This window comes from Pectobacterium parmentieri (assembly GCF_001742145.1).
Classification (GTDB): domain Bacteria; phylum Pseudomonadota; class Gammaproteobacteria; order Enterobacterales; family Enterobacteriaceae; genus Pectobacterium; species Pectobacterium parmentieri.
In genome coordinates this window covers 169180-193457 of record NZ_CP015749.1, presented here as the reverse complement: position 1 = coordinate 193457, position 24278 = coordinate 169180, and the positions used below count along the sequence as shown (strand labels likewise).

17 protein-coding genes are annotated in these 24278 nt (G+C 53.0%); 6 read left to right on the top strand and 11 right to left on the bottom strand.

Features of this window, described 5'->3' with window-relative positions; all coding sequences use genetic code 11:
- Window positions 1–149 precede the first annotated feature (149 nt).
- Together A8F97_RS00835 and A8F97_RS00830 are read left to right on the top strand one after the other, a co-directional pair.
- Window positions 150–1685 carry a methyl-accepting chemotaxis protein gene (locus A8F97_RS00835; protein ID WP_033071922.1) on the top strand — a complete coding sequence of 512 codons (1536 nt, stop codon included), beginning with the start codon at window positions 150–152 and terminating at the stop codon, window positions 1683–1685.
- A 232-nt stretch (window positions 1686–1917) separates the two neighbouring features.
- Window positions 1918–2274 (top strand): FlxA-like family protein, encoded by a 357-nt coding sequence (locus tag A8F97_RS00830; protein ID WP_014701216.1) that lies wholly within the window; start codon window positions 1918–1920, stop codon window positions 2272–2274.
- 203 nt (window positions 2275–2477) lie between these two features.
- Here A8F97_RS00830 and A8F97_RS00825 read toward each other — a convergent pair whose 3' ends face one another.
- From A8F97_RS00825 to A8F97_RS00805, 5 genes are all read right to left on the bottom strand, one after another.
- Window positions 2478–2699, bottom strand: coding sequence for a DUF3820 family protein (locus A8F97_RS00825; protein WP_033071923.1), 222 nt, complete (start codon window positions 2697–2699; stop codon window positions 2478–2480).
- A gap of 4 nt (window positions 2700–2703) precedes the next feature.
- Complete coding sequence (gene ligA / locus A8F97_RS00820; protein WP_183042265.1) at window positions 2704–4758, bottom strand: NAD-dependent DNA ligase LigA; 2055 nt, start codon at window positions 4756–4758, stop codon at window positions 2704–2706.
- 136 nt (window positions 4759–4894) lie between these two features.
- Window positions 4895–6331 carry a bifunctional D-glycero-beta-D-manno-heptose-7-phosphate kinase/D-glycero-beta-D-manno-heptose 1-phosphate adenylyltransferase HldE gene (gene hldE, locus A8F97_RS00815; protein ID WP_033071924.1) on the bottom strand — a complete coding sequence of 479 codons (1437 nt, stop codon included), beginning with the start codon at window positions 6329–6331 and terminating at the stop codon, window positions 4895–4897.
- A gap of 255 nt (window positions 6332–6586) precedes the next feature.
- A complete protein-coding gene (gene glnE, locus A8F97_RS00810; RefSeq protein ID WP_014701220.1) occupies window positions 6587–9442 on the bottom strand; it encodes a bifunctional [glutamate--ammonia ligase]-adenylyl-L-tyrosine phosphorylase/[glutamate--ammonia-ligase] adenylyltransferase in 2856 nt (951 codons plus the stop codon).
- A gap of 52 nt (window positions 9443–9494) precedes the next feature.
- A complete protein-coding gene (locus tag A8F97_RS00805) occupies window positions 9495–10826 on the bottom strand; it encodes a CYTH domain-containing protein (RefSeq protein ID WP_033071925.1) in 1332 nt (443 codons plus the stop codon).
- A 287-nt stretch (window positions 10827–11113) separates the two neighbouring features.
- Between A8F97_RS00805 and A8F97_RS00800 the strand changes: the two genes are divergently transcribed.
- Window positions 11114–11734: a TIGR04211 family SH3 domain-containing protein gene (locus A8F97_RS00800; RefSeq protein WP_015731120.1), complete on the top strand. Its 621-nt coding sequence runs from the start codon at window positions 11114–11116 to the stop codon at window positions 11732–11734.
- 108 nt (window positions 11735–11842) lie between these two features.
- Window positions 11843–13087 carry a multifunctional CCA addition/repair protein gene (locus A8F97_RS00795; protein WP_033071926.1) on the top strand — a complete coding sequence of 415 codons (1245 nt, stop codon included), beginning with the start codon at window positions 11843–11845 and terminating at the stop codon, window positions 13085–13087.
- A 53-nt stretch (window positions 13088–13140) separates the two neighbouring features.
- Here the strand turns inward: A8F97_RS00795 and bacA are convergent, their stop codons facing one another.
- A complete protein-coding gene (bacA, locus tag A8F97_RS00790) occupies window positions 13141–13959 on the bottom strand; it encodes an undecaprenyl-diphosphate phosphatase (RefSeq protein ID WP_014701224.1) in 819 nt (272 codons plus the stop codon).
- A 147-nt stretch (window positions 13960–14106) separates the two neighbouring features.
- Complete coding sequence (gene folB / locus A8F97_RS00785; protein ID WP_015731122.1) at window positions 14107–14460, bottom strand: bifunctional dihydroneopterin aldolase/7,8-dihydroneopterin epimerase; 354 nt, start codon at window positions 14458–14460, stop codon at window positions 14107–14109.
- A gap of 107 nt (window positions 14461–14567) precedes the next feature.
- Between folB and plsY the strand changes: the two genes are divergently transcribed.
- Window positions 14568–15203: a glycerol-3-phosphate 1-O-acyltransferase PlsY gene (gene plsY / locus A8F97_RS00780; protein ID WP_014701226.1), complete on the top strand. Its 636-nt coding sequence runs from the start codon at window positions 14568–14570 to the stop codon at window positions 15201–15203.
- Window positions 15204–15359: 156 nt separating this feature from the next.
- On the opposite strand, the gene A8F97_RS00775 is transcribed toward plsY, so the two are convergent.
- Complete coding sequence (locus tag A8F97_RS00775; RefSeq protein WP_015731124.1) at window positions 15360–16946, bottom strand: methyl-accepting chemotaxis protein; 1587 nt, start codon at window positions 16944–16946, stop codon at window positions 15360–15362.
- Between the two features lie 248 nt (window positions 16947–17194).
- Between A8F97_RS00775 and ppa the strand changes: the two genes are divergently transcribed.
- Window positions 17195–17725, top strand: a complete 531-nt coding sequence (ppa, locus tag A8F97_RS00770; protein WP_005974741.1) for an inorganic diphosphatase — start codon at window positions 17195–17197, stop codon at window positions 17723–17725.
- Window positions 17726–17840: 115 nt separating this feature from the next.
- Here the strand turns inward: ppa and A8F97_RS00765 are convergent, their stop codons facing one another.
- From A8F97_RS00765 to tamA, 3 genes are read right to left on the bottom strand one after another with little or no spacing between them, the layout of a single operon-like run.
- Entirely contained in the window at window positions 17841–18188 is a 348-nt protein-coding gene (locus A8F97_RS00765; RefSeq protein ID WP_005974743.1) for a gamma-glutamylcyclotransferase family protein, read from the bottom strand.
- 2 nt (window positions 18189–18190) lie between these two features.
- Window positions 18191–22219 (bottom strand): autotransporter assembly complex protein TamB, encoded by a 4029-nt coding sequence (tamB, locus tag A8F97_RS00760; RefSeq protein ID WP_033071927.1) that lies wholly within the window; start codon window positions 22217–22219, stop codon window positions 18191–18193.
- Window positions 22216–23931 (bottom strand): autotransporter assembly complex protein TamA, encoded by a 1716-nt coding sequence (tamA, locus tag A8F97_RS00755; RefSeq protein WP_033072087.1) that lies wholly within the window; start codon window positions 23929–23931, stop codon window positions 22216–22218. The genes tamB and tamA overlap by 4 nt, the downstream gene beginning before the upstream one ends.
- Window positions 23932–24278 lie beyond the last annotated feature (347 nt).

The following is a 24278-nucleotide window of genomic DNA, read 5'->3' as shown; positions in this document are numbered from 1 at the left end:
CAGCAATATGCCTGACAGATTTCACAGTATCGTCACGCGGTAGCCCTGTAACATCCCAACCTCTGGAATAGCCAGGCAGTTGGGATGAGAAAAGCAGCCGGTATGGATGAACTTGGAAACTGAGCGGGATACATACGCCGGGGTTCCTAATGAGATTAAATACACCTGTCACACAGCAGGAGTATCTGTTAGACATGGACACCATATTGATGTCCACGACAAATATTCACAGCCACATTACCTATGCCAACTCGGCCTTCATTAAGGTTAGCGGTTTTTCTGAAGAGCAGCTCATCAACCAGCCTCACAATATTGTTCGTCATCCAGACATGCCTGTTGAAGCCTATGCCGACATGTGGTCTACGTTGAAACAAGGCGATAGCTGGACCGGGTTAGTCAAAAATCGTCGCAATAACGGCGATCATTACTGGGTCCGCGCCAACGTTACGCCGGTTTACCAGCAAGAGCATCTGGCAGGCTATATCTCGGTACGTAACACCCCCAGCGCCGAAGAAATCAAAGCGGCCGAAATGTTGTACAGCGCCGTGCAGAAAAAGCAGGCGGGCAACCGTAAATTCTACAAAGGATTAGTTGTTCGCACCGGGCTTTTCTCTCCGCTGTCGCTTTTGCAGAAATTGTCAGTCCGCTGGCGTTTACGTATCGCGGTATTGGCGGTAGGGCTTATTCCCGCATTGCTTGCTTTCAGCGGCATGAATCCACTGTGGCTGTTGGGGCTGACGCTGTTACTCATCGTCATCATGGATCAGTTCCTACAGCAGCAAATTGCACAGCCAATCAAGATGATACTCAAACAAGCGCAGCATGTGGTATCAGGCCGTAAAGTAAAACATATCCACCTTAATCGGGTAGACGAAATTGGCTTACTGCTACGTTCAGTTAACCAGTTTGGCCTGAACCTGCATTCGCTTGTCGATGACGTCAGTATGCAGGTTAACGGCATCACGAATGTCAGCCGTAAATTGGCGGAAAACAATATCGACCTGAATAGTCGTACAGAAGAAACGTCAGCAAATCTGCAACAAACCGCTGCCGCTATTGAGGAAATTACCGTTGCCGTGCAGCAAAGTGCAGAAACCGCGGCACAAGCGACAACAATGGCAGAAGCCGCCAGCGGCACCGCGCTTAAAGGTGGCAATATCATGAAGGAAACCATCGGCATGATGGATTCCATTTCCAACGCCAGCGATAAAATCGTTGATATCATTGGTGTAATAGACAGTATTGCTTTCCAAACCAACATCCTCGCGCTGAATGCCGCCGTTGAAGCCGCTCGTGCTGGCGTACAAGGGCGAGGGTTTGCCGTGGTAGCCGCTGAGGTCCGCAATCTGGCACAGCACTCCGCTTCTGCGGCCAAAGAAATTAAAACCCTGATCGATGCCAACGTTGAAAGTGTGAAACAGGGCAGCACAATGGTAGAAACCGCAGGTAAACATATCAGCGACATCGTTGATGAAGTCTTCCTGGTCTCCACCATGATCAAAGAAATCAGCAATGCGACGCATGAGCAGACTTCTGCATTAGGCCTGATCAATACCTCGATTGCCCAGATAGAACAAATGACGCAGGGTAATACCGATATGGTTACGCAATCAACCGATGCCGCCGAAGGACTAAACCTTCAGGCTAAGCGACTGAATAGCGCAATTAACGTGTACGGTAGTTAACTGACGTTATTTCGTCATTATTGCTGGCAAGGGAGTCAGGAAACATGCTTGCCAGCGCCTTTCTTTTCTCCCATTTCCTGAAAAACACATTTAGTTACATTGACTGCTAAAAAAGTGAGCCTTTCATGTTTCATTACCAACAATGTCATCTGCAAGAACGTGTTTAAATTGCCGATATAAAGACCTGTACCCAAAATAATTTGGGTATATCGGCATATTTTCAGGAGGGAAAATGTCAAATACCATCAGCAGTATTGGTGTATCAACCACAACGGCAAGCAGCAGTAAAAGCAGCAGCACGTCAGAACAGCAGATTGCGCAGCTAAACAAGCAGATTCAGACACTCACCAAACAGGCAAGTAAGCTGACCAAATCGGCTTCTAGTGCAGCAAGTGATGAAGAGCGTAAGCTGATCGAACAGCAGCAACAGGCAATTCAGGCGCAGATCCAAGCGTTACAGGCGCAAATAGCCCGCTTGCAGAGTGAAAAATCAGAGCAACAGTCTGATTCCTCTTCTTCAACGCAAAGTGCTAAACAAGAAGGCGTTAACAACCCGACAGCAGACAACAAGATTAATATCTACGTATAGTCTGCGTCAGGGACAAAGTAATCAGTAAACGTAAAAGGTCGCGTCGTTGAATACTCATGGCAATCGTTTAAGAACCGAGGTACACGAGGCGAGGTATCCCAGCAGGACCTCATCTCCGAGTTTCTCCTAAAATGAAGCTTAAGCGACCCGTTTTACTTCATTGAAACGACCTTTTTCATCATGGTTACGCAGGAGAAGAATAGTCAGGAACGAGTTCGCTTTAGCGGCGTGACCAACCCTTGCAGACCCTCTATCTTGATTGCCAGCGTAATTTGCATCAATTCTCCCAAGCGACCACGAGGAAACTCATCCTTGCGGGAGAACCACAGCAGGTACTCTTCCGGTAAATCAATCAGCACACGCCCTTTGTATTTGCCAAAGGGCATCTGCATCGTGGCAATGTCTATCAGGTCTTCTTTTTCCATCCGTTTACGCCCCTAATAATCGGATCATTTCCGCCTCATCGATCACCGCAATCCCCAACTCTTGCGCCTTCGCCAATTTAGAGCCAGCGGCTTCACCGGCAATCACCATGTCGGTTTTCTTCGAGACGCTACCACTGACTTTTGCCCCTAACGCCGTTAGCCGATCTTTCGCTTCATCGCGGGACAAAATACTCAGCGATCCGGTCAATACCACCGTTTTTCCCGCAAACGGGCTGTCGATCTCTTCGGCATTGACGACCTGAACCTCAGGCCAGTGGATGTTGATGCCGGCAGGATCGGTCAGCTCGCGGATCACAGTTTGGTTGTGCTCTTCTTCAAGAAAATGGCGCACATGCGCGGCAACGATTTTACCAACATCCGGCACCGCCAGCAGCGCGTCTTCATCTGCCGCAAAAAGCGCCTCCAGCGAACCAAAATGGGCAGCCAGATTGGCGGCAGTCGATTCTCCAACGTCACGGATCCCCAACGCGTACAAAAAACGCGCCAGCGTGGTGCTTTTTGCCTTTTCCAGTGCGTTGACCACGTTCATCGCGGACTTCGGCCCCATGCGATCCAGCCCCGTCATGCTCCCGGCGCTTAGACGAAACAGATCGGCAGGCGTTTTGACGTACTCTTTTTCCACCAGTTGATCGATGATCTTATCGCCCATACCCTCAACATCTAGCGCGCGGCGGGAAACAAAATGCTTCAGTGCCTCTTTACGCTGGGCACCACAGATCAAACCACCGGTACAACGCGTGACGGCTTCCCCTTCCACACGCTCAACGTCAGATCCACACACCGGGCAAGCAACGGGGAAGACGATCGGTTGCACGGTTTCTGGCCGCTCAGATTCAACAATACCGACGATCTGCGGGATCACATCCCCCGCTCGACGCACAATGACACGATCGCCAATCTGCAAACCTAGCCGCTCAATTTCATCGGCATTATGCAATGTGGCGTTGCTGACAATCACGCCAGCCACAGCAACCGGCTCCAGACGCGCAACGGGCGTAATCGCCCCCGTCCGTCCCACCTGAAATTCGACATCGCGCACCCAGGTTAGCTGTTCCTGCGCGGGGAATTTAAAGGCCACCGCCCAGCGCGGCGCACGAGCAACAAACCCTAATCGTTCCTGCAACGCCAACGAGTCAACTTTAACGACGACACCGTCAATATCGAAACCTAACTCACTGCGGGTCTGTTCAACCTGACGATAAAAATCGAGCACCTCGGCCGGGCCGGTACAGAGCTTGATTCTGTCACTCACTGGCAATCCCCATGCCTTGAACTGCATCAGGCGCTCCCAGTGACTAGCGGGCAGTTCACCGCCTTCCAGCAGGCCGACGCCATAGCAGAAGAAGGTCAGTGGGCGTTTAGCCGTGATGCGTGGGTCGAGTTGGCGCAGCGATCCCGCGGCAGCGTTACGCGGGTTAGCAAAGACTTTGCTTCCTGTGCGGCGAGCCTCTTCATTCAACTTTTCAAAACCGCCATGCTTCATAAACACTTCACCGCGTACTTCAACACGGCGCGGAATATTCTCACCCTCAAGGCGCAATGGGATCGCTCCAACGGTACGGATGTTGCTGGTGATGTTTTCCCCAGTCGTTCCATCCCCACGCGTGGCGGCCTGTACCAGAACGCCATATTCATATAACAGGCTGACAGCCAAACCATCCAGTTTCAGTTCGCAGCAGAATGTCAGGTCGTCACCGTTCTTCAGCCTGTCACCAATTCGCTTGCTGAAGGCCAGATAGCTCTCTTCATCAAATACGTTATCCAACGATAACATCGGCACTTCATGACGGACCTGCTCAAATGCCGCTAGCGGTGCCGCGCCGACGCGCTGCGTAGGAGAATCACTCGTCACCAGCTCTGGGTGATCGGCCTCTAACGCTTTCAGTTCCTGCATGAGTTTGTCATATTCGCTATCAGGAATTTCAGGCGCATCTTCAACGTGATATTTGTATTCGTGATGGCGTAAGACCCGGCGCAACTCCGCTACCCGCAGTGCGACCGTATTCACTTCGGCTGGTTCTTTCTTCACTGGTTTCATACCTGTTTTATCTGACGTGTCGCCCTGTCGGCGTCATGATTTATATAATTCTCGCCCATAATAGGCTAGAGCGAGAATCATTAGCTTGCGGACTAAGCGGCCTCACATAATTCGAGCGCCGTCAGTTTTATGTCATTTAAGATTTAGACGTACTGGCTTTAATCGTGTTGATGATATTTGTCGTGGAGCAACCATCCTCAAAATTCAGGACCTTCACTTCACCGCCGTTGGCCCAGACCTCTTCACTCCCGGCGATTTCATGTGGCTGGTAGTCTCCGCCTTTCACCAGAATATCCGGCAGGATGCTAGCAATCAGGCGCTGTGGTGTATCTTCTTCAAACGGCACGACCCAATCGATAGCTTCCAACGCTCCTAGCACGATCATCCGCTGCGGCAGCGGGTTGACGGGCCGAGTTGGTCCCTTCAAGCGTTTGGTGGATGCATCGCTGTTTACCGCAACGATTAACCGATCGCCAAGCTTGCGGGCGTTTGCCAGATAAGACACATGTCCAGCATGCAGAATATCGAAACAGCCGTTAGTCATCACAATCTTTTCGCCACGCTGACGCGCCAGCTCAACGGCATGTTTCAACTGTTCTTCAGTCATCACGCCAAATCCGGTTTCGGCACGACCGCGGATAGCATTCTCCAACTCAATCGGCGTAACCGTGGACGTTCCCAGCTTGCCAACGACAACGCCTGCGGCGGCATTCGCCAGGAAACAGGCTTCTTCCAGCGGATTACCCGCCGCCAGCGCAGCAGCCAGAACACCAATGACGGTATCGCCAGCACCAGTCACGTCATACACTTCCTGCGCCTGCGTCGGCAAATGCAGCGGTGCTTTCCCCGGCTGTAGCAGCGTCATCCCTTGCTCGGAACGGGTGATCAGCAATGCGGACAGATCGTAATCTGCCACCACCTTCATACCGCGTTCGACCAGCTCTTCTTCCGTTTTACTGCGCCCAGCGACGGCTTCAAACTCAGACAGGTTCGGCGTTAGCAGCGTCGCACCACGGTAACGGGAAAAATCGGTGCCTTTCGGGTCGATCAGTACCGGAACGCCAGCCGATTTTGCCGTCTGAATCATGGTTTGCACATGCGCTAATACGCCTTTCGCATAGTCAGACAGCACCAACACGCCAATGTTTGGCAGAGCCTGTTGAATACGCTCGATAATAGGTTGAGGATCGATCCCCTCAAAGCCCTCTTCGAAATCCAACCGGATCAACTGCTGATTACGAGACAGTACGCGAAGCTTGGTGATCGTTGGATGCGTAGGAACAGGAACAAAGTCACACTTCACATTCACTTCACCCAGTTTGGCATTCAGCGCGCGTGCAGCATCGTCAATTCCCGTTAACCCTACCAGACGCGAACCAGCTCCCAACGCCGCGATGTTCATTGCAACGTTCGCCGCCCCACCCGGGCGCTCTTCGATCGTATCAACTTTGACCACAGGCACCGGTGCCTCTGGTGAAATTCGGCTGGTCGGGCCATACCAGTAACGGTCCAGCATGACATCACCCACCACTAACACACTCGCTTGACGGAAATCAGGCAGCGTCACTTTCATCCTCTACTCCAGGCTTATTTCGCATAATGCGCGTAATAATATCATAGGCACGTATCATACACGCCACTGCTGCGCGGCTCTAAACCGCACGGCACATTTTGTGCCATATAGAGATACCCTAAATAATTCGAGTTGCAGGACAAAACGTTAGCGTTTTGAACAACGCCCTGCGTTGACCCTTTAGGGCAAGGCCATAAGTTGGCCGAGTAACAAAGCCAACGCACATGCAGCTTGAAGTATGACGGGTGGAGGAACTTACGCTCCCACCAGCCATTTATTCCAACTCACCAGCACCTGCTCCCGCTCCGCAACAAACCGCTCCTGGCTGACACGACCAGACAGTTCCTGCAAAGCCAGATGGTGCAGCTCATTGCGCATCGTGACATAGGCCAGCTTGAGCGCATTGGCTTCGCTCTCTTCCATCACGCCATACTGCGCCATCAGTTCCAGAATTCGTACATTGTCTGACCAACGGGTCAAACGCGGCTCCTGTGCGGCGTAGCGCAGCACCAAATACTGAGCGATAAATTCGATATCTGTAATACCGCCCGCATCCGTTTTGATGTCAAAAAGCGTTTTATCTTTGTTCGCCAGATGCTGACGCATTTTTTCGCGCATTTCGCGCACTTCGGTGCGCAGAGTGTCCGCGTCACGCTCTGCACAGAGAATGCGGCGGCGAATAGACTCAAAGGTCTGCTGCACGCCGCTTTCGCCGTACACCATACGCGCGCGCACCAGCGCCTGGTGTTCCCACGTCCACGCCTCATTGCGCTGATAATCATCAAACGCTTCCACCGTGCTCACCAACATACCTGCCGCACCCGATGGTCGCAGTCGGGCATCTACTTCATACAAAATACCTGATGACGTCCGAGTACTAAACAGGTGCATTACACGCTGTGCGAGGCGAAGGTAAAACTGGCGACCATCAATACTGCGTTCCCCCTCCGTCATCACGTCCGACGGGCAATCCAGTAGGAATACCAGATCGAGATCGGAGCTATAGCCCAACTCCCAACCACCAAGCTTGCCATAGGCAATGACGGCGAACCCACGCCCTTCGCGGTGTTGCAAATGGGATGGCTGGCCGTAGCGCGCCACCATCTGTCCCCATGCCTGCTGAACCACCGCCGCGATAATCGCTTCCGCCAGATACGTTAAGTGATCGCTCACCTTCATCACCGGTAGGACACCGCCGATGTCCCCTGCGGCGATGCGCAACTGCTGCGACTGTTTAAACTGGCGAACGGCCTCCAGTTGTTGTTCTTCATCGTCCTCAGGGACACGCATCAAATACTGACGCAGTTCATCAGAGTACGCACCCGGTGCTGTCGGCTGATACAGCGTTGAGGCATCAAGCAATTCATCTAACAGGAGGGGATAACGCGCAAGTTGGCTGGCAACCATCGGCGAAGCTGCACACAGGCGAATCAACTGAGCCAGAGCAGCACGAGACTCCAACAACAGCTCAAGATAGGTGGTACGCGTGACGATGCCCAACAGTAACGGGGTCAAACGAGACAGCACCGTATCCGCCTCCTGACGAGCGCACACTTCCGCTAGTAAACACGGCATGAGTTGATCCAGCACATCCCGCCCGCGTGGCCCTATTGTGCGCTTCGCCACATCGTGACGAAATTCCACAATCGTCCGCATCAGCTTCTCACGCACGGTTTCCGTAAGATGCGGCGTTAGCGGGGCCAGTTCACCGTCATCCAGCGTGTCCTGCCATAGGCTGCTGTAACTACTATGTTCGGGGATATCGTTATTGTCTGGCGCATCGTCGCCAATCAGCTCATCAAATACGTTCCGCACCGCCTGCATATGCTGTGACAGCATCGATTGCAGTGCGTCCCAATTGTCGAAACCCATTCCCCATGCCAGCCGTTGCTGATTGAGTTCATCGCTCGGCAGCGTCTGCGTCTGCTCATCGGCAATCGCCTGCAACAGGTTCTCCAGACGACGCAGAAACAGGTAAGAACTACTGAGATCTAGCACCTGCTGCGGAGTTAATAACCCCAGAGTCCCTACATGCTGGAGCGTAGGTAGCAACGATCGTCCCTGTAACCCCGGTTCACGTCCACCGCGAATCAGTTGGAAAACCTGCGTGATAAATTCGATCTCACGAATTCCCCCCGCCCCCAGCTTGATGTTGTTGCGCAGATCCCGACGACGTACTTCACGGGCAATCATGCCCTTCATATTGCGCAGCGATTGGATCACGCTGAAATCAATATAGCGACGGAAAACGAAGGGTTTCAGCGTACTACGCAGTTCCTGGCTGTAAGCATCATCCATTCCGCCCATCAGGCGCGCTTTGACCATCGCATAACGTTCCCAGTCTCGGCCCTGCTCCTGATAATAATCTTCCATTGCTGCAAAGCTGAGTACCAGCGGCCCGCTGTCGCCAAAGGGACGTAGCCGCATATCCACACGGTAAACAAAGCCATCGACAGTCGGTTGATCCAACACCTTGATGAGCCGCTGACCCAGACGCGTGAAGAACTGCGCATTATCCAGTTCACGCCGTCCGCCTTGTGTATGACCATTTTCGGGATAGACGAAGATCAGATCGATATCCGAAGAGAAGTTGAGCTCTCCTCCACCCAATTTTCCCATGCCAAGAATCAGCAGAGGCTGAGCCACGCCCTGCGCATTGCAAGGCGTCCCCCACTCGCGACAACAGGCTTGATATAGCCAGCTTCTGGCCGCCACAATCACTACTTCGGCCAGTTCACTCAACTGACGCAGCGTGTGTTCGGTGGTGCTGGTTTGCAGCGCCTGTGACCACGCTATTCGCGTCAGAATATGGCGGCGAAACCGACGCAATGCCGCCATCAACGCATTTTCATCGTTAACGTCGGACAGAGCGTCACGCAGCCAGTCGGCGTAGTGCTGCCACTCTTCGGGCTGCGGCGGTTGCTGATGAATCCCTTGCCACCAGTCAGGATGCAGCGCAAGCGCATCGCTGACAAAATCGCTCAATGCCAAAACAGCGGTATCGCTGTCCGTTATCGGTTCATCAGGCGCAGCTTCCCGCAAACGCGATAGCGCACGCTGAGATTGTTCCGTCAGAAGCGCAGGTAAAGCAGGCAAAGGAAGTATCGACATGGGGGTTCCCTTGATGCGCCGCCTATCCTCACTGACAAGCGGCAGTTAACGGTTACTGTCCGCCGCTATGTAACCAGAACGGAGACAAAGTCAGCACGGCTTTACGCTGGGCTTCCAGATAGACAGAAGGAGCCTGCCCGGCAGCAAGCCGCTCAACCTCCTGTAGTAACGCCCGCCAGTGCTCAACGTAGGCTTCTACTTGCTCTGCCGGATAAGCACCAGATAAGAGGAGAAATGCACAGAGATTACGTTGAAGACGAGGGATTTGTTGCTCGTACTGCGCCTCCGTCAAAGTAGAGGAAAAGGCGCTTTTCAGCTCTGCCGTGCTACGGCTTAGCATAATGTCGGCAAAGCGTTTGAACGATCCCTGAAGCTTAATGCGATCTTTATTATCCATATAGTCGCGCCAGCCTGATTCGACTAGCCACGAAGTCAGTACTAACTTACTTTGCAGGTAGTCGGCGCTATAACAGATTTCCGCTCCACCGGGGCCTTGTAGCCGGTTTTCCAGCGTGGCGAGTGCAGAGCGGAAAAGCGTGGTGACCTTACGTAACACCACACCCCCCACCAGTACCAGCATTTCGCGCATCAGCGCGCTGGCCTGTGGCATAGCGTCACGAGCAGAGGTATCTCCTCTTACCCACAGTTCTTCATGGTATTGCCAGTGAGCCAACGCCAATTCTAGCGCCGCGCGGATGGCCTGATCGATGTTGGTTTTTGCATCCACGACCAATGTATTGAGCGGAAGACATTCGCGCACAGGATTACCTTTAGCCAGATGGTATCCGCGTGCCGCCTTACTGAGGCTGCCCTGCCGCATACCACCAAACTCCGCGATTTCTTTTGCCAAGGCCAACAGATGTGTGGTTTGCCCTAACTTAAGTTCCATCTCCAGTTCGCACAGCGGCTCAGTCAGATCGCCGGCACGGATTTCGCCGCGGTCTAATGCAACCTCAATCACGCTTTGGTAGTAAGTAAATACCCACTTCTCACGCGTAAAATCCGTACTAAACAGTGGAGTAAGTGAAGGTTGCAGCGCCTCAATATCGCAATCTTCCGGCCAGACTTCCGCAGGAAACAGGCTGAGATCCAACTCGGCTTTCTCCAGCGCAATGTTATACTCAGGGTGTTGGTGCAACCCACCAATCACCTTACCCGCCGTTTTCGCCGTCATTTCGTAGTGTTCATTCTCGCCGCGAATACGCAGGCCAATGCCATTACGACGCAGATAGTTATCTGCAGTTTCATAGTAGACATTGCTCAGACGCTGAGCACGCATATGCTCATACTGGCTGTAATCACTCTCCCATTCAGCCAATTGCGTCAGCAGCGATTCAACGCTGTCAGGATGAACAATAAACTTCAGCTCAATTTCTTCACTCATAGCATTCACAACACCAAGATCGCGTTCATTATTATGTCAGTAAATAACATTTTACTTCACCTTACTACCCTTACCACACACACTCTTTTTCACCTGCGAACAAGCGCGCATTTCTTATGCAAACTTGCCATCAGCTACACGACTTCCCTCTATTGAAAAACAAAGTGCATTGTCTTCTAAGGCTCATGCCAGCCAAGAGTAAGACTGTTCTCATTTCGGTTTATACATTGCCTCGTCAGACTTAAGCCTCTACTATCAGACCACCATTAACGCAACATGATGATCTTATGCAGAAATTAGGCTTACTCTGTTTCACTTTGTTTTCTCTCACCCTGAGTTGGACCGCACAGGCGGAAGAAAAACGCTACATTTCCGATGAGTTATTAACGTATGTCCACAGCGGGCCGGGCAATCAATATCGTATCGTCGGTACAGTGAATGCTGGCACTGAGGTCACGCTACTCAGCGTCAATGAAAGCGCGGGTTATGCACAGATCCGTGATGATAAAAACCGTACCACCTGGATCCCTCTCGACCAGCTTAGCAATACGCCAAGCCTGCGCACACGGGTGCCGGAACTGGAAAAACAGGTAAAAGACCTGACTGACAAGCTGAATAATATCGATCAGACTTGGAACCAGCGCACCGCTGACATGCAGCAAAAAGTGGCGGCCAGCGATAATATTATCAATGGATTACGTCAGGAAAATCAGGATCTGAAAAATCAGCTTATCGTCGCACAGAAAAAAGTCAGTGCGGCGAATGTCCAGCTTGATGATAAGCAGCGCACCATCATTCTACAGTGGTTTATGTATGGCGGCGGTGTTGCGGGTATCGGCTTGCTGCTAGGCCTGTTGCTGCCGCACATCATCCCTCGCAAAAAGAAAAATGACCGTTGGATGAACTGATTGGAATACGTGCCTGCTTCTTGCAGGCATTTTTTTCTGTGGCCAACGCGACAGCATAAAGATGGTAGTATGTTGTGAAACATTAGTTATTGATTCAGGAGCCCGACGTTGAAGATTTACCTTGTCGGCGGCGCTGTTCGGGACAGCCTGCTGAGTTTACCCGTCACCGAAAAAGATTGGGTGGTGGTCGGCGCTACGCCGGAACATCTGCTTGCGCAGGGTTACCAGCAGGTTGGAAAGGATTTTCCCGTTTTCTTACATCCCGTTAGCCACGATGAATATGCCCTCGCACGAACCGAGCGCAAATCCGGCAAAGGCTATACTGGATTTGTCTGTCATGCCGCACCGGATGTCACGTTAGAGCAGGATTTACTCCGCCGCGATTTGACCATCAATGCCATTGCCCGTACAGAGCAAGGCGAGCTGATCGATCCTTATCACGGTCGTCGCGATCTCGAAAACCGCGTACTGCGCCATGTCTCTGACGCGTTTGGCGAAGATCCGTTACGCGTCCTGCGTGTCGCCCGTTTTGCCGCACGTTTTGCCCATCTCGGCTTCCAGATTGCAGAAGAAACCATGGCGCTGATGCAAAAAATGGTGCATGAGGGCGAACTGGCTTACCTGACGCCAGAACGCGTCTGGAAAGAGACGGAAAAAGCACTCTGTACGTCGTCGCCAGATGTCTATTTTCAGGTACTGCGTGACTGCGGCGCGCTAGCCGTGCTGTTCCCTGAAGTCGATAATCTTTATGGCGTACCCGCTCCTGCCAAATGGCACCCGGAAATCGATACTGGCATTCATACCATGATGACAGTAGCAATGGCCGCGCGCCTCAGCCCAGAAATTGACGTGCGTTTTGCCACACTGTGTCACGATGTGGGAAAAGGGCTAACGCCGCCTGAACTGTGGCCACGGCATCATGGGCACGGCCCTGCGGGTGTCAAACTGGTTGAAGCCCTGTGCCAGCGCCTGCGTGTGCCTAACCCCATTCGCGATCTGGCGAAGCTGGTTGCGGAATACCATGACCTGGTTCATACCGTGCAGGTACTGCAACCCAAAACCCTGCTGAAGTTATTTGATGCAATTGACGTCTGGCGCAAGCCGCAGCGTCTGGAGCAGTTAGCACTGACTAGCGAGGCCGATGCCAGAGGGCGGGCCGGTTTTGAAGAGAACCCTTATCCACAAGGCGATTACCTGCGTGAAGCCTTCCGCGTCGCCGCCTTGGTCAGCAGTGCAAGCGTCGTCGCCGATGGTTTTAAGGGAATTGGCGTGCGCAATGAACTGGCTCGCCGCCGTATTCACGCTCTAGCAGAGTGGAAAGCACAACAGCCTGATGTATCGGCAACATCCTAAAACAAAGAGGCCACGCATTAGCGCGGCCTCTCCTCTATCTAACTCTCTCAGACTTACATAAAGACCATGTAAACCACGCCCGCGACGATAAAACGGTAAATCGCGAAGGGGACAAACGAGATGCGTTTGATGATTTTCAGGAAAGTTTTAATCGCAATCAGCGCCACGACAAACGCCGTCACGAAGCCCACGGCAAACATCGGCACGTCAGCCAACGACAGGAAGTGCCAGCTTTTATACAGATCCAGAACGGTCGCCCCCATCATCATGGGAACCGCCAGAATAAAAGAGAACTCAGAAGCCGCATAACGGCTTACACCCATCAGCATCCCACCAGAAATCGTTGCCCCCGAGCGTGAAAAACCGGGCCACAGCGCCAGGCATTGAAAACAGCCAATCATAAACGCCTGACGATGCGTAATGTCATCCAGCCCGACGGCACGTGGTTTTTTAGGCTTGAGCCATTCAGCCGCTAACAGCAGGAAGCCACCGATCACCAGCGCATACATCACGTTTTGTGGATAAAATAACGATTTGATCACGTCGTGGAAAATCAGCCCAAGCACCACTGCGGGGATCATGGCCAGCAAGATGTGCGTCAGCTTCAGTCGGCCAGCCGTATGCCCCTCATGTGGCACCTTGCCGAAGTGGATCCCAATCAGGCCAAAGAGACGACGCCAGAACACGACGACAACAGCCAGAATCGAGCCAAGCTGGATGATCACTTCAAACGTCTTGGCTTTTTCATCAACAAACCCTAGCCAGTGACCAACAATAATCATATGCCCCGTAGACGATACGGGCAAAAACTCGGTCAGCCCTTCGACCACGCCAAGAATAAATGCGATTAGCAGCGAATGCAGGTCAGTCATCTAAAAATCCTTGCCTCTAATAAAAACAAAAATGCAGCCCATAAAAAAGCGGCCGCGTACTTTCGCGAGCCGCTACAAGTGGCTTATAGACTATTTGGGTTACGATTTAGTTGCACGTAAATCAGTATTTATTCGGTTAAATCAGATTTATCGCGTACCGCGTTCGATAATGACACCAACCTGACGTGCCTGCGCCACCGCGCCTGGCTTGCTGAGCTTGATGCGCAGCCAGGGGATCGAGAAGCGCTGCATCAGCATGTGTGCGACTTCTTCAGCAACACGTTCCACCAGAGCAAAACGCTGGTTCGCCACATGGCCAATCACCGCATCGCTGACATCGGCATAGCTAAGGCAGTCATTAACATCGTCACTGGCTGCTGCCTGACGGTTATCCCAGCCCATTTCGATATCGAACACCAGCTTCTGCTGGATAGTCTGTTCCCAATCGTAAACACCAATGGTAGTGATTACAGTAAGTTCTTCAATAAATACGATATCCATCACGCCGTTCTCTGTTTTTGTCGCTGTCGGATACCACTTCCGACGGAATGTGCGTATTATCCACAGATGAGAAGAGTAAAACGACCCTTATTAAACGGAATGGCGTTATGAGTGTTACCGCGCTTGGTATGATGTTAATCGCGTATCTGTGTGGCTCTGTTTCCAGTGCGATTTTGTTTTGCAGAATTGCTGGGCTGCCCGACCCGCGTCAACATGGTTCTGGCAATCCCGGGGCCACTAACGTATTGCGTATTGGCGGTAAAGCGGCCGCAGCAACCGTGTTGGTTTTTGACGTTCTGAAAGGCATGTTGCCCGTCTGGGCGGCTTACGCACTCGGCGTTGCTCCGCTGTACCTTGGGTTAACCGCCATCGCCGCCTGCCTCGGCCATATCTATCCCGTCTTTTTCCACTTTCGTGGGGGTAAAGGCGTGGCAACGGCTTTTGGTGCCATTGCCCCTATCGGTTGGGATTTGACAGGCCTGATGACCGGCACCTGGCTACTGACCGTACTGTTGAGCGGCTATTCCTCGCTCGGTGCCATCGTCAGTGCGCTCATCGCACCATTTTATGTCTGGTGGTTCAAACCCCAGTTTACTTTCCCCGTCGCAATGCTCTCTTGCCTGATATTGATGCGTCACCACGACAATATCCAACGCCTATGGCGCGGACAGGAAAGTAAAATCTGGGATAAGTTGCGCAAGAAGAAGCAACCGGAAGACGAGAATACGCCACCCGAAGAGTGAAAAGTAAGGTAAAAAAATTCCCGTTTTCACGGGAATTTTTTTATGAGGGATATCCCCTAAATAATTCGAGTTGCAGGCAGGCGGCCCTTTAGGGTGAGGCTCAGAAATGAGCCGAGTATCGCCAACGCACATGCAGCTTGAAGTATGACGGGGGTATTAGAATCGGCCGATGGCGGCAAATGCCTGCGACTGCACTTTAAACTGCGCCATGCTCTCTGCCAGCAAACGCGCCTGATCCTCTAATGAGCGCGTGGCGGCCGCGGATTCTTCAACCAGAGACGCATTTTGCTGCGCGACCTCATCCATCTGCGATACCGCCAGATTCACCTGCCCAATCCCATTGCTCTGCTCACGCGTTGCCGTTGAGATCTCACGCATCAGGGACGTCACGCGCGCGACAGCGTCAGAGACGTCATCCATCGTTTCGCCCGCCATTTTTGCCATCACGGTGCCTTCACTGACGCGGCACTGGGATTCTTCCACCAATGTTTTGATCTCTTTCGCCGATTGCGCACTGCGCTGCGCCAGATTACGGACTTCCCCCGCAACCACAGCAAACCCCCGCCCCTGCTCACCCGCCCGCGCGGCTTCAACGGCCGCATTCAGCGCCAGAATATTGGTCTGAAACGCGATACTATCAATCACCGCCAAAATATCACCAATACGTGCGGAGCTGCTGGAGATCATCTGCATTTTCTCAATCATGTTCCCCACCATATCGCTGCCTTTATTCGCAATGTCTGACACATTTTGTGCCAGCGTATGCGCTTGTTCCGCACTCTCGGCGTTGAGCGTCACCGTGGCGGTCAACTGCTCCATACTGGCGGCAGTTTCTTCCAATGACGATGCGGACTCTTCTGTGCGGGCGGCCAGATGGGTATTGCCGGAAGATAGCTCGCGCGTACCGACATCGATCTGCATACCCGCATCGCGGACACGGCCTACAGCGGTGGCTAACGAATGCTGCATTGCCTTCATCGCCTGAACCAGGCGACCAATCTCATTATTGCCACCATCGGCAATAGGCTGGGTCAAATCGCCACGGGCAATAAACTCCAACTGCTCGACCGTTTCTTCAAGCGGAGACAAAATAGAACGTTTCAGGGCAACCCAGGCAGCCACCACCAGCAGTAGAACGAATAGACAGGCAATACCGATGATCGTCAGGCGCTCGAACGCAAAGCGCTCTGCTTCTGTAAGCATGTTTTCCCCCACTTCAAGGCCGAAGTCGCGGAATTCGTTCGCAACCTTATCCATCTCAACGCTAAGCGGTGGTAGCACGTCCTGCAACAGTACGTAATAGGCATTCACATCGCCGCGTTTCAGCGCATCGACCATCGGCTGAACGCCAAGATTCATGTATTGCTCGTAGTTGCTTTTAACCTCTGCCGCCATTTTGGCACCGCGTTGCGTTACGGTGCCATAGGAAAGAAAACGCACCATTTCTTGGTGGGAAAGTGCCGTGTAGGCTTCTGCTCGCGCCACTGACGCATTCGCGAGATCGGTCAGTCCGTTTTCCATCTGACGAGCGGCCAATGCTGCCCCCGTTCTGGCACGCAGAGAGGCCGTGTAGCTCCCTGCCAGCGCCGTCACTTCTTTTCCCTGAATCTTGTCGATAGTCGTGAGTGACGTGATCCCCTGATTGATGGAAGTGATGCCAATTCCGCATACCAGTAATAAGAGCAGCACCATCATGCTCAACAAAGCAATCAAGCTCGTCTTGATTGTGATGTTTTTTAACATTTCCATTTCCCTGACATTACAAATGATAAATAAATGCGGAGAAAAGCTCCACATAACGTGATCTAGATCATATTCCTATCGGTAGCACGTTCGCTTTCTTTAAAGAAACTTTAGTAACGAAAGTATTGTTACTTAAACCGCTCGCGCCAGTACATCCCGTCCCGGCACGCTAAAAATCGGCGACATTAAACGCTTTTTGGCTATAATGACGGCCACGCTATTTCAGGTTTTAAGAGAAGGAAACTGACATGAGTCTGAACGATGTTCCGGCAGGTAAAGATCTGCCAGAAGATATCTATGTAGTGATTGAGATCCCCGCGAATGCCGATCCGATCAAATATGAAATTGATAAAGATACTGGCGCGCTGTTTGTAGACCGTTTCATGTCTACCGCCATGTTCTACCCATGCAACTATGGTTACATCAACCACACGCTGTCTCTGGATGGCGACCCGGTTGACGTGTTGGTTCCGACCCCATACCCGTTGCAGCCTGGCTCCGTGATCCGTTGCCGTCCTGTTGGCGTGTTGAAAATGAGTGACGAAGCAGGTGAAGATGCCAAGCTGGTTGCCGTTCCGCACAGCAAGCTGACCAAAGAATACGATCACATTAAAGACGTTAACGACCTGCCTGAGCTGCTGCGTGCACAGATCGGCCACTTCTTTGAACATTACAAAGATCTGGAAAAAGGCAAGTGGGTGAAAGTTGACGGTTGGGATAACGCTGCCGCGGCGAAAGCCGAAATCGTTGCTTCCTTCGAGCGCGCAAAAAACAAATAAGCGCCGCTCCATACGCCAGCAAAAGCATGACGTGCTCAAAAAATAGCACGATCAAAAACACCGCATTACGCGGTGTTTTTATTTATGTCGACCATGACTTGATGGTTACTCGATCTCAAGCCTCTTCATCACGCTTCAACCAGTCACCGCTGGCAATACGCGTCAACCCTTCAGTTGGGTGTTTATATAGGTAGATCCAGGCACTGCCCAGAGGAGTGGAAATCAGCTCACGCTGGTATTCGTGGCCGTCCCGCTTTAAGGCATCCAGCTCCGTCAGGATCGACGAACTAATGCGATAAACCTCACAATGGATTTCTCCATCGCCGGGGACGACAGCCGGATAATGGCCGAGATCGTACAGCTCGAAACCAGCGAGCTGACAATCCCCTAACCATTGCGCATTCGTCATCCAATGACTATTTCCCTGTTTGCGTCGTAAACTGCCGTAAACAATAATTCGCATCGCTAGAACTCAAACTGATAGAGCACATCTAATGCCTGGCTAATTCCAGACACCGCTTCCAAGTATAGCTTTGGCATCAGGCGGTAACGCAGCGTTAACGTTGCCAAAGAATCGAATATGCCAACTCCATATTTCACTTGCAGACCCGGAAGGACGTAACCGCTGACGACAACCTGAGAATTATCGCCAACACCCTGTGTATCCAGAGCTAAATTACTTACGCCAAAGGCCTCGCCGATTTTACCCACAACTTGACCACTTTGTGCAACCCCTAAACCTACTAACATTGAGGTCATCGCCGAGCTATCTGCTCCACCACTGTCCAAACCTTGCCCACGCAACAGATAAGAGAGCGCTTCCTGCTGTGACATCGCCGGATCGGAGAAGACTTCCAACTTCGGTGTGGCGGCCATACCGGTGACACGCACGCCGGCGATAACATCATTAGCGGTGTTGTCTGGGTTACGAATGGCTTCGATATTCAGGATCGGCTGATCCGGCGGGCCAGAGAACAAAATCAATCCTTTACGAACGATCAAATCCTGCCCATACGCTTTAAAACGGCCGGACGGAATATCGATCTGGCCGTTCAGCCCTAATCCGCGCTCATCCTGAACCATTTTCAGGTCACCCTGTAGGCGCGCGGCCAGCCCAAATGCATCCAGCGTTACATCATTACCGACGCGGATCGTCAGATTGCTGTTAATTGGAATCGCGGCACTGGCTTTCTTCAACGGCTGGCGCTGAGCATCCAGCATCACTTCATCCGATGACACCGCCACGGCACTTTCCGGCATGTCTTTAACCACAATCCGTGCCCACGGGATGCTGACTGAGCCGTTTAGCGCAAACAACTGCGGCGTAGCTTCAAAAACAATATCCGGCGAAACATCCAACCGCGCCATCGGTGGGATCGTCACCCGCAGCTTCTGGCCTTTCGCGGCAATTCGCGCACGCCAGGCATCAGGCCGCGACCAGTCGGCATTCCCACCGAGGTTAAGTTGCCCATTGTTCGTTTTCAAAAAGCCTTGCAGCGTTGACGACATCCCGCTGAAGTTCACCGCCAGCCGACCGTTAGTCAGATCGATAGGCATCCAGTTACCATCAATATCCAACCGCTCCAGCACCATTTGGCCGAATATCTGCGGGCGAGTGGCATCCCCCGCCAGACGCAAGTTTGCGTTGAGCATTCCTGCCGCCTTTTCTCCTTTGCTCAATGCAGGGTTAAGCAATGCCAGCGAAATATTATTGATCGTGACGCTGCCGCCGAGATTGCGCCTCCCCTGTGGGTCGGTCACCTGAATATCACCGCTAAAGCGTCCGTTTTCCCGGATCGCCATCAGCCAGCCAAGCTGCGCTCGTCCACGATCGAGCCCGGCATTCAGGGTAAAGGTATCAAAATCAATCGGCAGCGTATTGCCCTGCATCTGTTGACGCACACTCACGCCGTTACCCACCAGCGACACGTTCGCCTGTGGCAGACCTTGCCCCGCTTGCCAGTTGATATCCACACCGCCAGTAAACGTCCCAGCCAGCACGGTATCCTCCGTCAGGAACGGTTTTAACATAGCGAGATCGAAGCGGTTCAGTCGAATACTCGCCTGCCCGCTCGGCCCGGCCTCAATCGCTTTCGGTACACAAAGCTCGGCGTTCGGATTACGCCAGCAGTGTGTTCCGATCGTGATCTTCTGTTGTGTATTCTGGTAATCCAACGCCATATCCTGCGCCAGACGCCATTCCCCCACTGGAGTGTCGAAACGGGTATTGTTCAGCGTGCCACGCCAGCGCTGTTCCTGACGATCGAAGCTACCTGAAAGCGCCAATTGCCCCGCGACCGGTTCCCCCAGCATAGCCAGCCGAAGCTGATGCTGTTTCTCATTGCCGCTGGCATCCAGCGTCAACAGGGCAATATTCAATCCGTCCTGCTTCAGCGCTTCAAGGCGCACCGCAAGTTTGCCCTGAATCTGCTGCTCAGAACGCACATCGCCTTCCACCCTCACCTGACTAATGGTGATCGCCTGCCAACGCAGACCAGAAGCCGTGATATCCGCCAGCATCTGCGGTTCACGCAGATTGCCGCGGAGTTTGAGTGTGCCAATGGCGCGCCCCGCCAGACCGGGCAACATGCCATCCAGCGACGGTGCATTGATGTCCGCATCCAACTGCCACTTGTCACTCAGATCGCCTTTGACGTTCAGTTGATTACGGCCTAGCGCCAGATTCAGCGTTGGTATTGTCCACTGTCCTGCCGCGTTACCCCGCAGTTCACCTCTGGCGGCGAGCTTATTCGCTTTCACATTGCCATCTAGCCGCAGTTCCGGCACCTGCAACTGCCAGCTACCGCCATAGACGCTGCCGCGCGTCGTAATCTTGCCATCTACTTTCGCAGGCCATTCGGGCCACTGTTTCGCCGTATTGATTCCGTTCAACTGTAGCTCACTACGCCAACTGATCGCTTTACTCCAGTCGATAAGCGCACTCAGATCGGCATTGCCCTGCAAGGCAGCCAGCCGCAAGCGGCCCAGCGTAAACTGCTGTTCGTTGCCTTTGCCATCCAGCAACAGCGTTGCAGGGGGAATGTCTGCCCCACTCAGGTCGCCGCGCAGCGACAGCGCATAGTCGGTCGCTTTGCCATTAAAACGCAGCCTTACATTGCTCGCCTGATACTGTGTTGCCCCCGTTAGCGGCCAGCGCACACGTTCGGTTTGCAGCGTCAACGACAGCGGTAGCCCGGCTTCCGCCAGTTTGGTTTGCAACTCCAACTGCGCACGCTGTGGCCCTGAGAGGTTCAGCGCTACATTCAACTGTTCGCGCAGACCGCCATCGACTGTCAGTTTCAGCGTTTCACCCTTGAGCGGCTCGACGTTCAATACGCCGTTCGCCGCCAGCGAGACGGGCCAGTTATCACGGAGCGTCGCCTCACCACGCACATTCAATCCACCCTGCGGCGATTGCACGATCAGCTTGTCCAGACGCAAATGCTGCTGTTGGGTCGACGCCTGTACGAACAGGTTAGTAATCAAAATGTCCTGATCGCCCGTCAGCCGCAGTTGTTCACCGTGAATCTCAACGATATTCAGATCCAGCGGCAGCGTGAACTGCGGTAAATCCGCCAGCAGCGGTTTGGAGAACAGTTCGCTGAGGCGCTCGCCCAGTGGCTTCTCAGGCACCGCGGGTTTGTCCGAGGCATTATCTGTTTTCGCCGTTGGTATCGGTGTCGTCGTCGTGGCAGCCGCGACCGTGTTATTTGCTTCTAGCACTTTATCGATGTGAAGCGTTTGTGAGGTGCCTTGCTCAGCGGCTTCACGGACATTTGCTGCCGTTTCTTTGATGACAGACGCCATTTCAGCCGCCGTCACTTTGCCATCTTCCAGCACATTGACAGGCGTTTTTGGCAAGGCCACCAGCAGCGCACTGATTTTGGTCGGCAACAACGTCAATGAGCGTCCTTCCCACTGCATTCCGGTGCGGAATTCGCCCAGTGAAATCGCCGTATCATCGACGGTAACCTGAACGCCGTTGAGCACCAGTTGACGCAGAGAGATAGGGAAAGGCGCGGAGATTTCTGTGACCGGTTCTGAAGGCGTTGTAGGTTCTTCTGATGCCGGCAACGCGTTGGTATCCACCACCACGTCAATGCGATTAGCCGAGAGGTCATTGATACACAACTGGCTTTTACGCAGACAGTCCAGCGCGAGCGACAGGTGAAATTCTTCACTTTTTACCGTTACGCCCGGCATCTCGTAGCTAACGTTTTTCAGCGTTAAATCACGCCAGCCGCCGCTCACGCTGGCAATATCCAGCCCCGGCACCACGCGCGCGACGGTATTCAGCAGCAGATGCAGGCCTGGTGTGGTTCCCACCAGCAGACCCACTCCAACAACCAGCAGCAATAAGAAGGCGACGATGCCAATGCCGATGCGTTTCCACCAGCGTCCTTTTCGTGCTGGCGTCGTCGGTACATTATCCTGCGCAACCTTTTCTTCCGTCACCGCTACTGGTGCGTTGTTGTCGTTTTTATCATCCATCATAATTCAGGCCCCAGTGCGATATAGAACTGAACATCGTTCTTCTTCTCTGCATCGCCGATCGGCATAGCGACATCGAATTTCACCGGGCCAATCGGCGAGGCCCAGCGTACGCCGACACCTGTGCCGGTCTTGAAGTTACTCCGTTTGATGTCATTCACCGCTTCACCTGAATCAACAAAAACCGCGCCCCACCATTTTCCCGTCACGTTGTATTGGTATTCGAGCGAACCGGTCGCCAGCTTGGACGCACCGGTCAGTTTGCCGTCGCTGTCGCGCGGAGAAATAGATTTGTATTTATACCCACGGATGCTGCGATCGCCACCGGCAAAGAAACGCAGTGAGGGCGGAACGCGGGAGAAATTATTGGTTTCAATCCAACCCAGATTGCCACGTGCGACAAAACGGTGTTTATCCGCCAGCGTGCGAATCCAGACGTTTTGTGCCTGAACCACGGCAAAATCGATATCCGATCCCCACATAGTGTCGGAAATATCGATGGAGTAACGCTGCGTATCCCCCCATACCGGCATCAGCCCGCCGCGTTGGCGGGTTCGGTTAATGCTGACGCCCGGATAGATCAACATCGTGGTATCCGTTACGCTCGCTTGCGTAAAGTGGTCGAGGCTCCAGCGCAGATTAATCGCCCGTTGCCAACCGCTGGAGAGATCCCAGTAGCGTGCCACGTTCAGCGTGGTGCCATCGGATTGGGTATCGTTGAGATCTTCGCGCTTGAAGCCACCTTGCAACAGGTAATACTGCTCAAGTGGGTTCTTCAACAAAGGGATTTTATAGCTAAAATCAAGCGATTGCTCCGGTGCAGACACGCTCAGACTGCTTTCCAGGCTATGGCCCCGTGAATTCACCCAAGGTTTATTCCAGGTCGTTTTAACGCGGGGGCCGACATCAGTAGCATAACCTACCCCGGTTTCGATGCGGTTACGGGTGCGCGGCGTGACGACAGCTTCCAGCGGCAGCACCTTGGATTTTTTTGACTGGTCGAAATCGGGCGACACTACGACGGAATTAAACCACCCCGTCGCAGAGAGACGGCGATTTAACTCACCGAGATCTTCGCTGGTATATACATCACCGTCATGAAACGGCACCAGATTTTGCAGATAATCCTCGCGGATTTGTGAACCCTGAAAGTGTACAGCGCCAAAGCGATAGCGTTCCCCGCTATCAAAATCGATATCCCAAAAGGCTTCTTTCTCTTCGCGCATCACGCCGAGCTGACTTTGCAGGAAACGCGCGTCGAAATAGCCTTTGCGTAGCGACAAACCGTTCAGCCCACTTTTAAAACGATCGTAATCACTATGATTCAGCACCGAGCCGATGTCGGGGCGATCGTCTTTAACCAACTGTTGGTAATCTTTATCATCGTGCGCACCGCCGCGCAGCGTGATGTTCACCCCTGCAATTTTTACCGGGTCGCCGGGGGTGACAGTGGCAATCAATACCGGTCGCCCGCCATTAACGGCAGGTCGAAATTCAAAACCAATCTGCGGATCGTAATAGCCAAGCGCACGTAATCCCTGACGGATCGCTTCATCGACGCGTGAGCGGAAACGCCCGTCGGCATTCACCTCATCGCCCGCAATGGTGGATAAACGCGCCCGCACATTCTTCTGTAACGGCCCTTCCAGCCCCGTGACTTGCAGACGCACATTCGCCGCCTGGCTTTCAGGCACCAACATGAGCAACGCACACATCAGGCCAAATATCCGGTATCGCGGTACACCGCCACTGCCAGCAAGGCCGGTTTTTCTTCCCGCTATACCTTCTTTCCCGGCGGCACTTTTTTTTCCAATGAAACGGTTCTTTGAAGTGAAACGTCTTTTTGCAATGAAAATAGTCACTGAGCTCCCTGATCAATCGGTCTGTCACCCAAAATCCATATACCCGTCATACTTCAAGCTGCATGGGCGTTGGCAATACTTAGCTCATCTCTGAACTTCGCCCTGAAGGGCCGCTGCAAGCGGCGTTCAAATCGGTTAAGTCAATTTGTCCCGCAGCTCGAATTCTTTAGGGTATAGCATGGCTTCTATCACTTCGCCCG

Coding starts and splice junctions, on each gene's coding strand:
- bacA (WP_014701224.1), bottom strand. CDS start 13,959: ATGACTGACCTGCATTCGCTGCTAATCGCATTTATTCTTGGCGTGGTC.
- A8F97_RS00835 (WP_033071922.1), top strand. CDS start 150: ATGAGATTAAATACACCTGTCACACAGCAGGAGTATCTGTTAGACATG.
- A8F97_RS00825 (WP_033071923.1), bottom strand. CDS start 2,699: ATGGAAAAAGAAGACCTGATAGACATTGCCACGATGCAGATGCCCTTT.
- tamA (WP_033072087.1), bottom strand. CDS start 23,931: ATGTGTGCGTTGCTCATGTTGGTGCCTGAAAGCCAGGCGGCGAATGTG.
- A8F97_RS00765 (WP_005974743.1), bottom strand. CDS start 18,188: ATGCGAATTATTGTTTACGGCAGTTTACGACGCAAACAGGGAAATAGT.
- hldE (WP_033071924.1), bottom strand. CDS start 6,331: ATGAAAGTGACGCTGCCTGATTTCCGTCAAGCGAGTGTGTTAGTGGTG.
- A8F97_RS00830 (WP_014701216.1), top strand. CDS start 1,918: ATGTCAAATACCATCAGCAGTATTGGTGTATCAACCACAACGGCAAGC.
- A8F97_RS00800 (WP_015731120.1), top strand. CDS start 11,114: ATGCAGAAATTAGGCTTACTCTGTTTCACTTTGTTTTCTCTCACCCTG.
- folB (WP_015731122.1), bottom strand. CDS start 14,460: ATGGATATCGTATTTATTGAAGAACTTACTGTAATCACTACCATTGGT.
- A8F97_RS00775 (WP_015731124.1), bottom strand. CDS start 16,946: ATGTTAAAAAACATCACAATCAAGACGAGCTTGATTGCTTTGTTGAGC.
- plsY (WP_014701226.1), top strand. CDS start 14,568: ATGAGTGTTACCGCGCTTGGTATGATGTTAATCGCGTATCTGTGTGGC.
- glnE (WP_014701220.1), bottom strand. CDS start 9,442: ATGTCGATACTTCCTTTGCCTGCTTTACCTGCGCTTCTGACGGAACAA.
- ppa (WP_005974741.1), top strand. CDS start 17,195: ATGAGTCTGAACGATGTTCCGGCAGGTAAAGATCTGCCAGAAGATATC.
- tamB (WP_033071927.1), bottom strand. CDS start 22,219: ATGATGGATGATAAAAACGACAACAACGCACCAGTAGCGGTGACGGAA.
- A8F97_RS00805 (WP_033071925.1), bottom strand. CDS start 10,826: ATGAGTGAAGAAATTGAGCTGAAGTTTATTGTTCATCCTGACAGCGTT.
- ligA (WP_183042265.1), bottom strand. CDS start 4,758: ATGAAACCAGTGAAGAAAGAACCAGCCGAAGTGAATACGGTCGCACTG.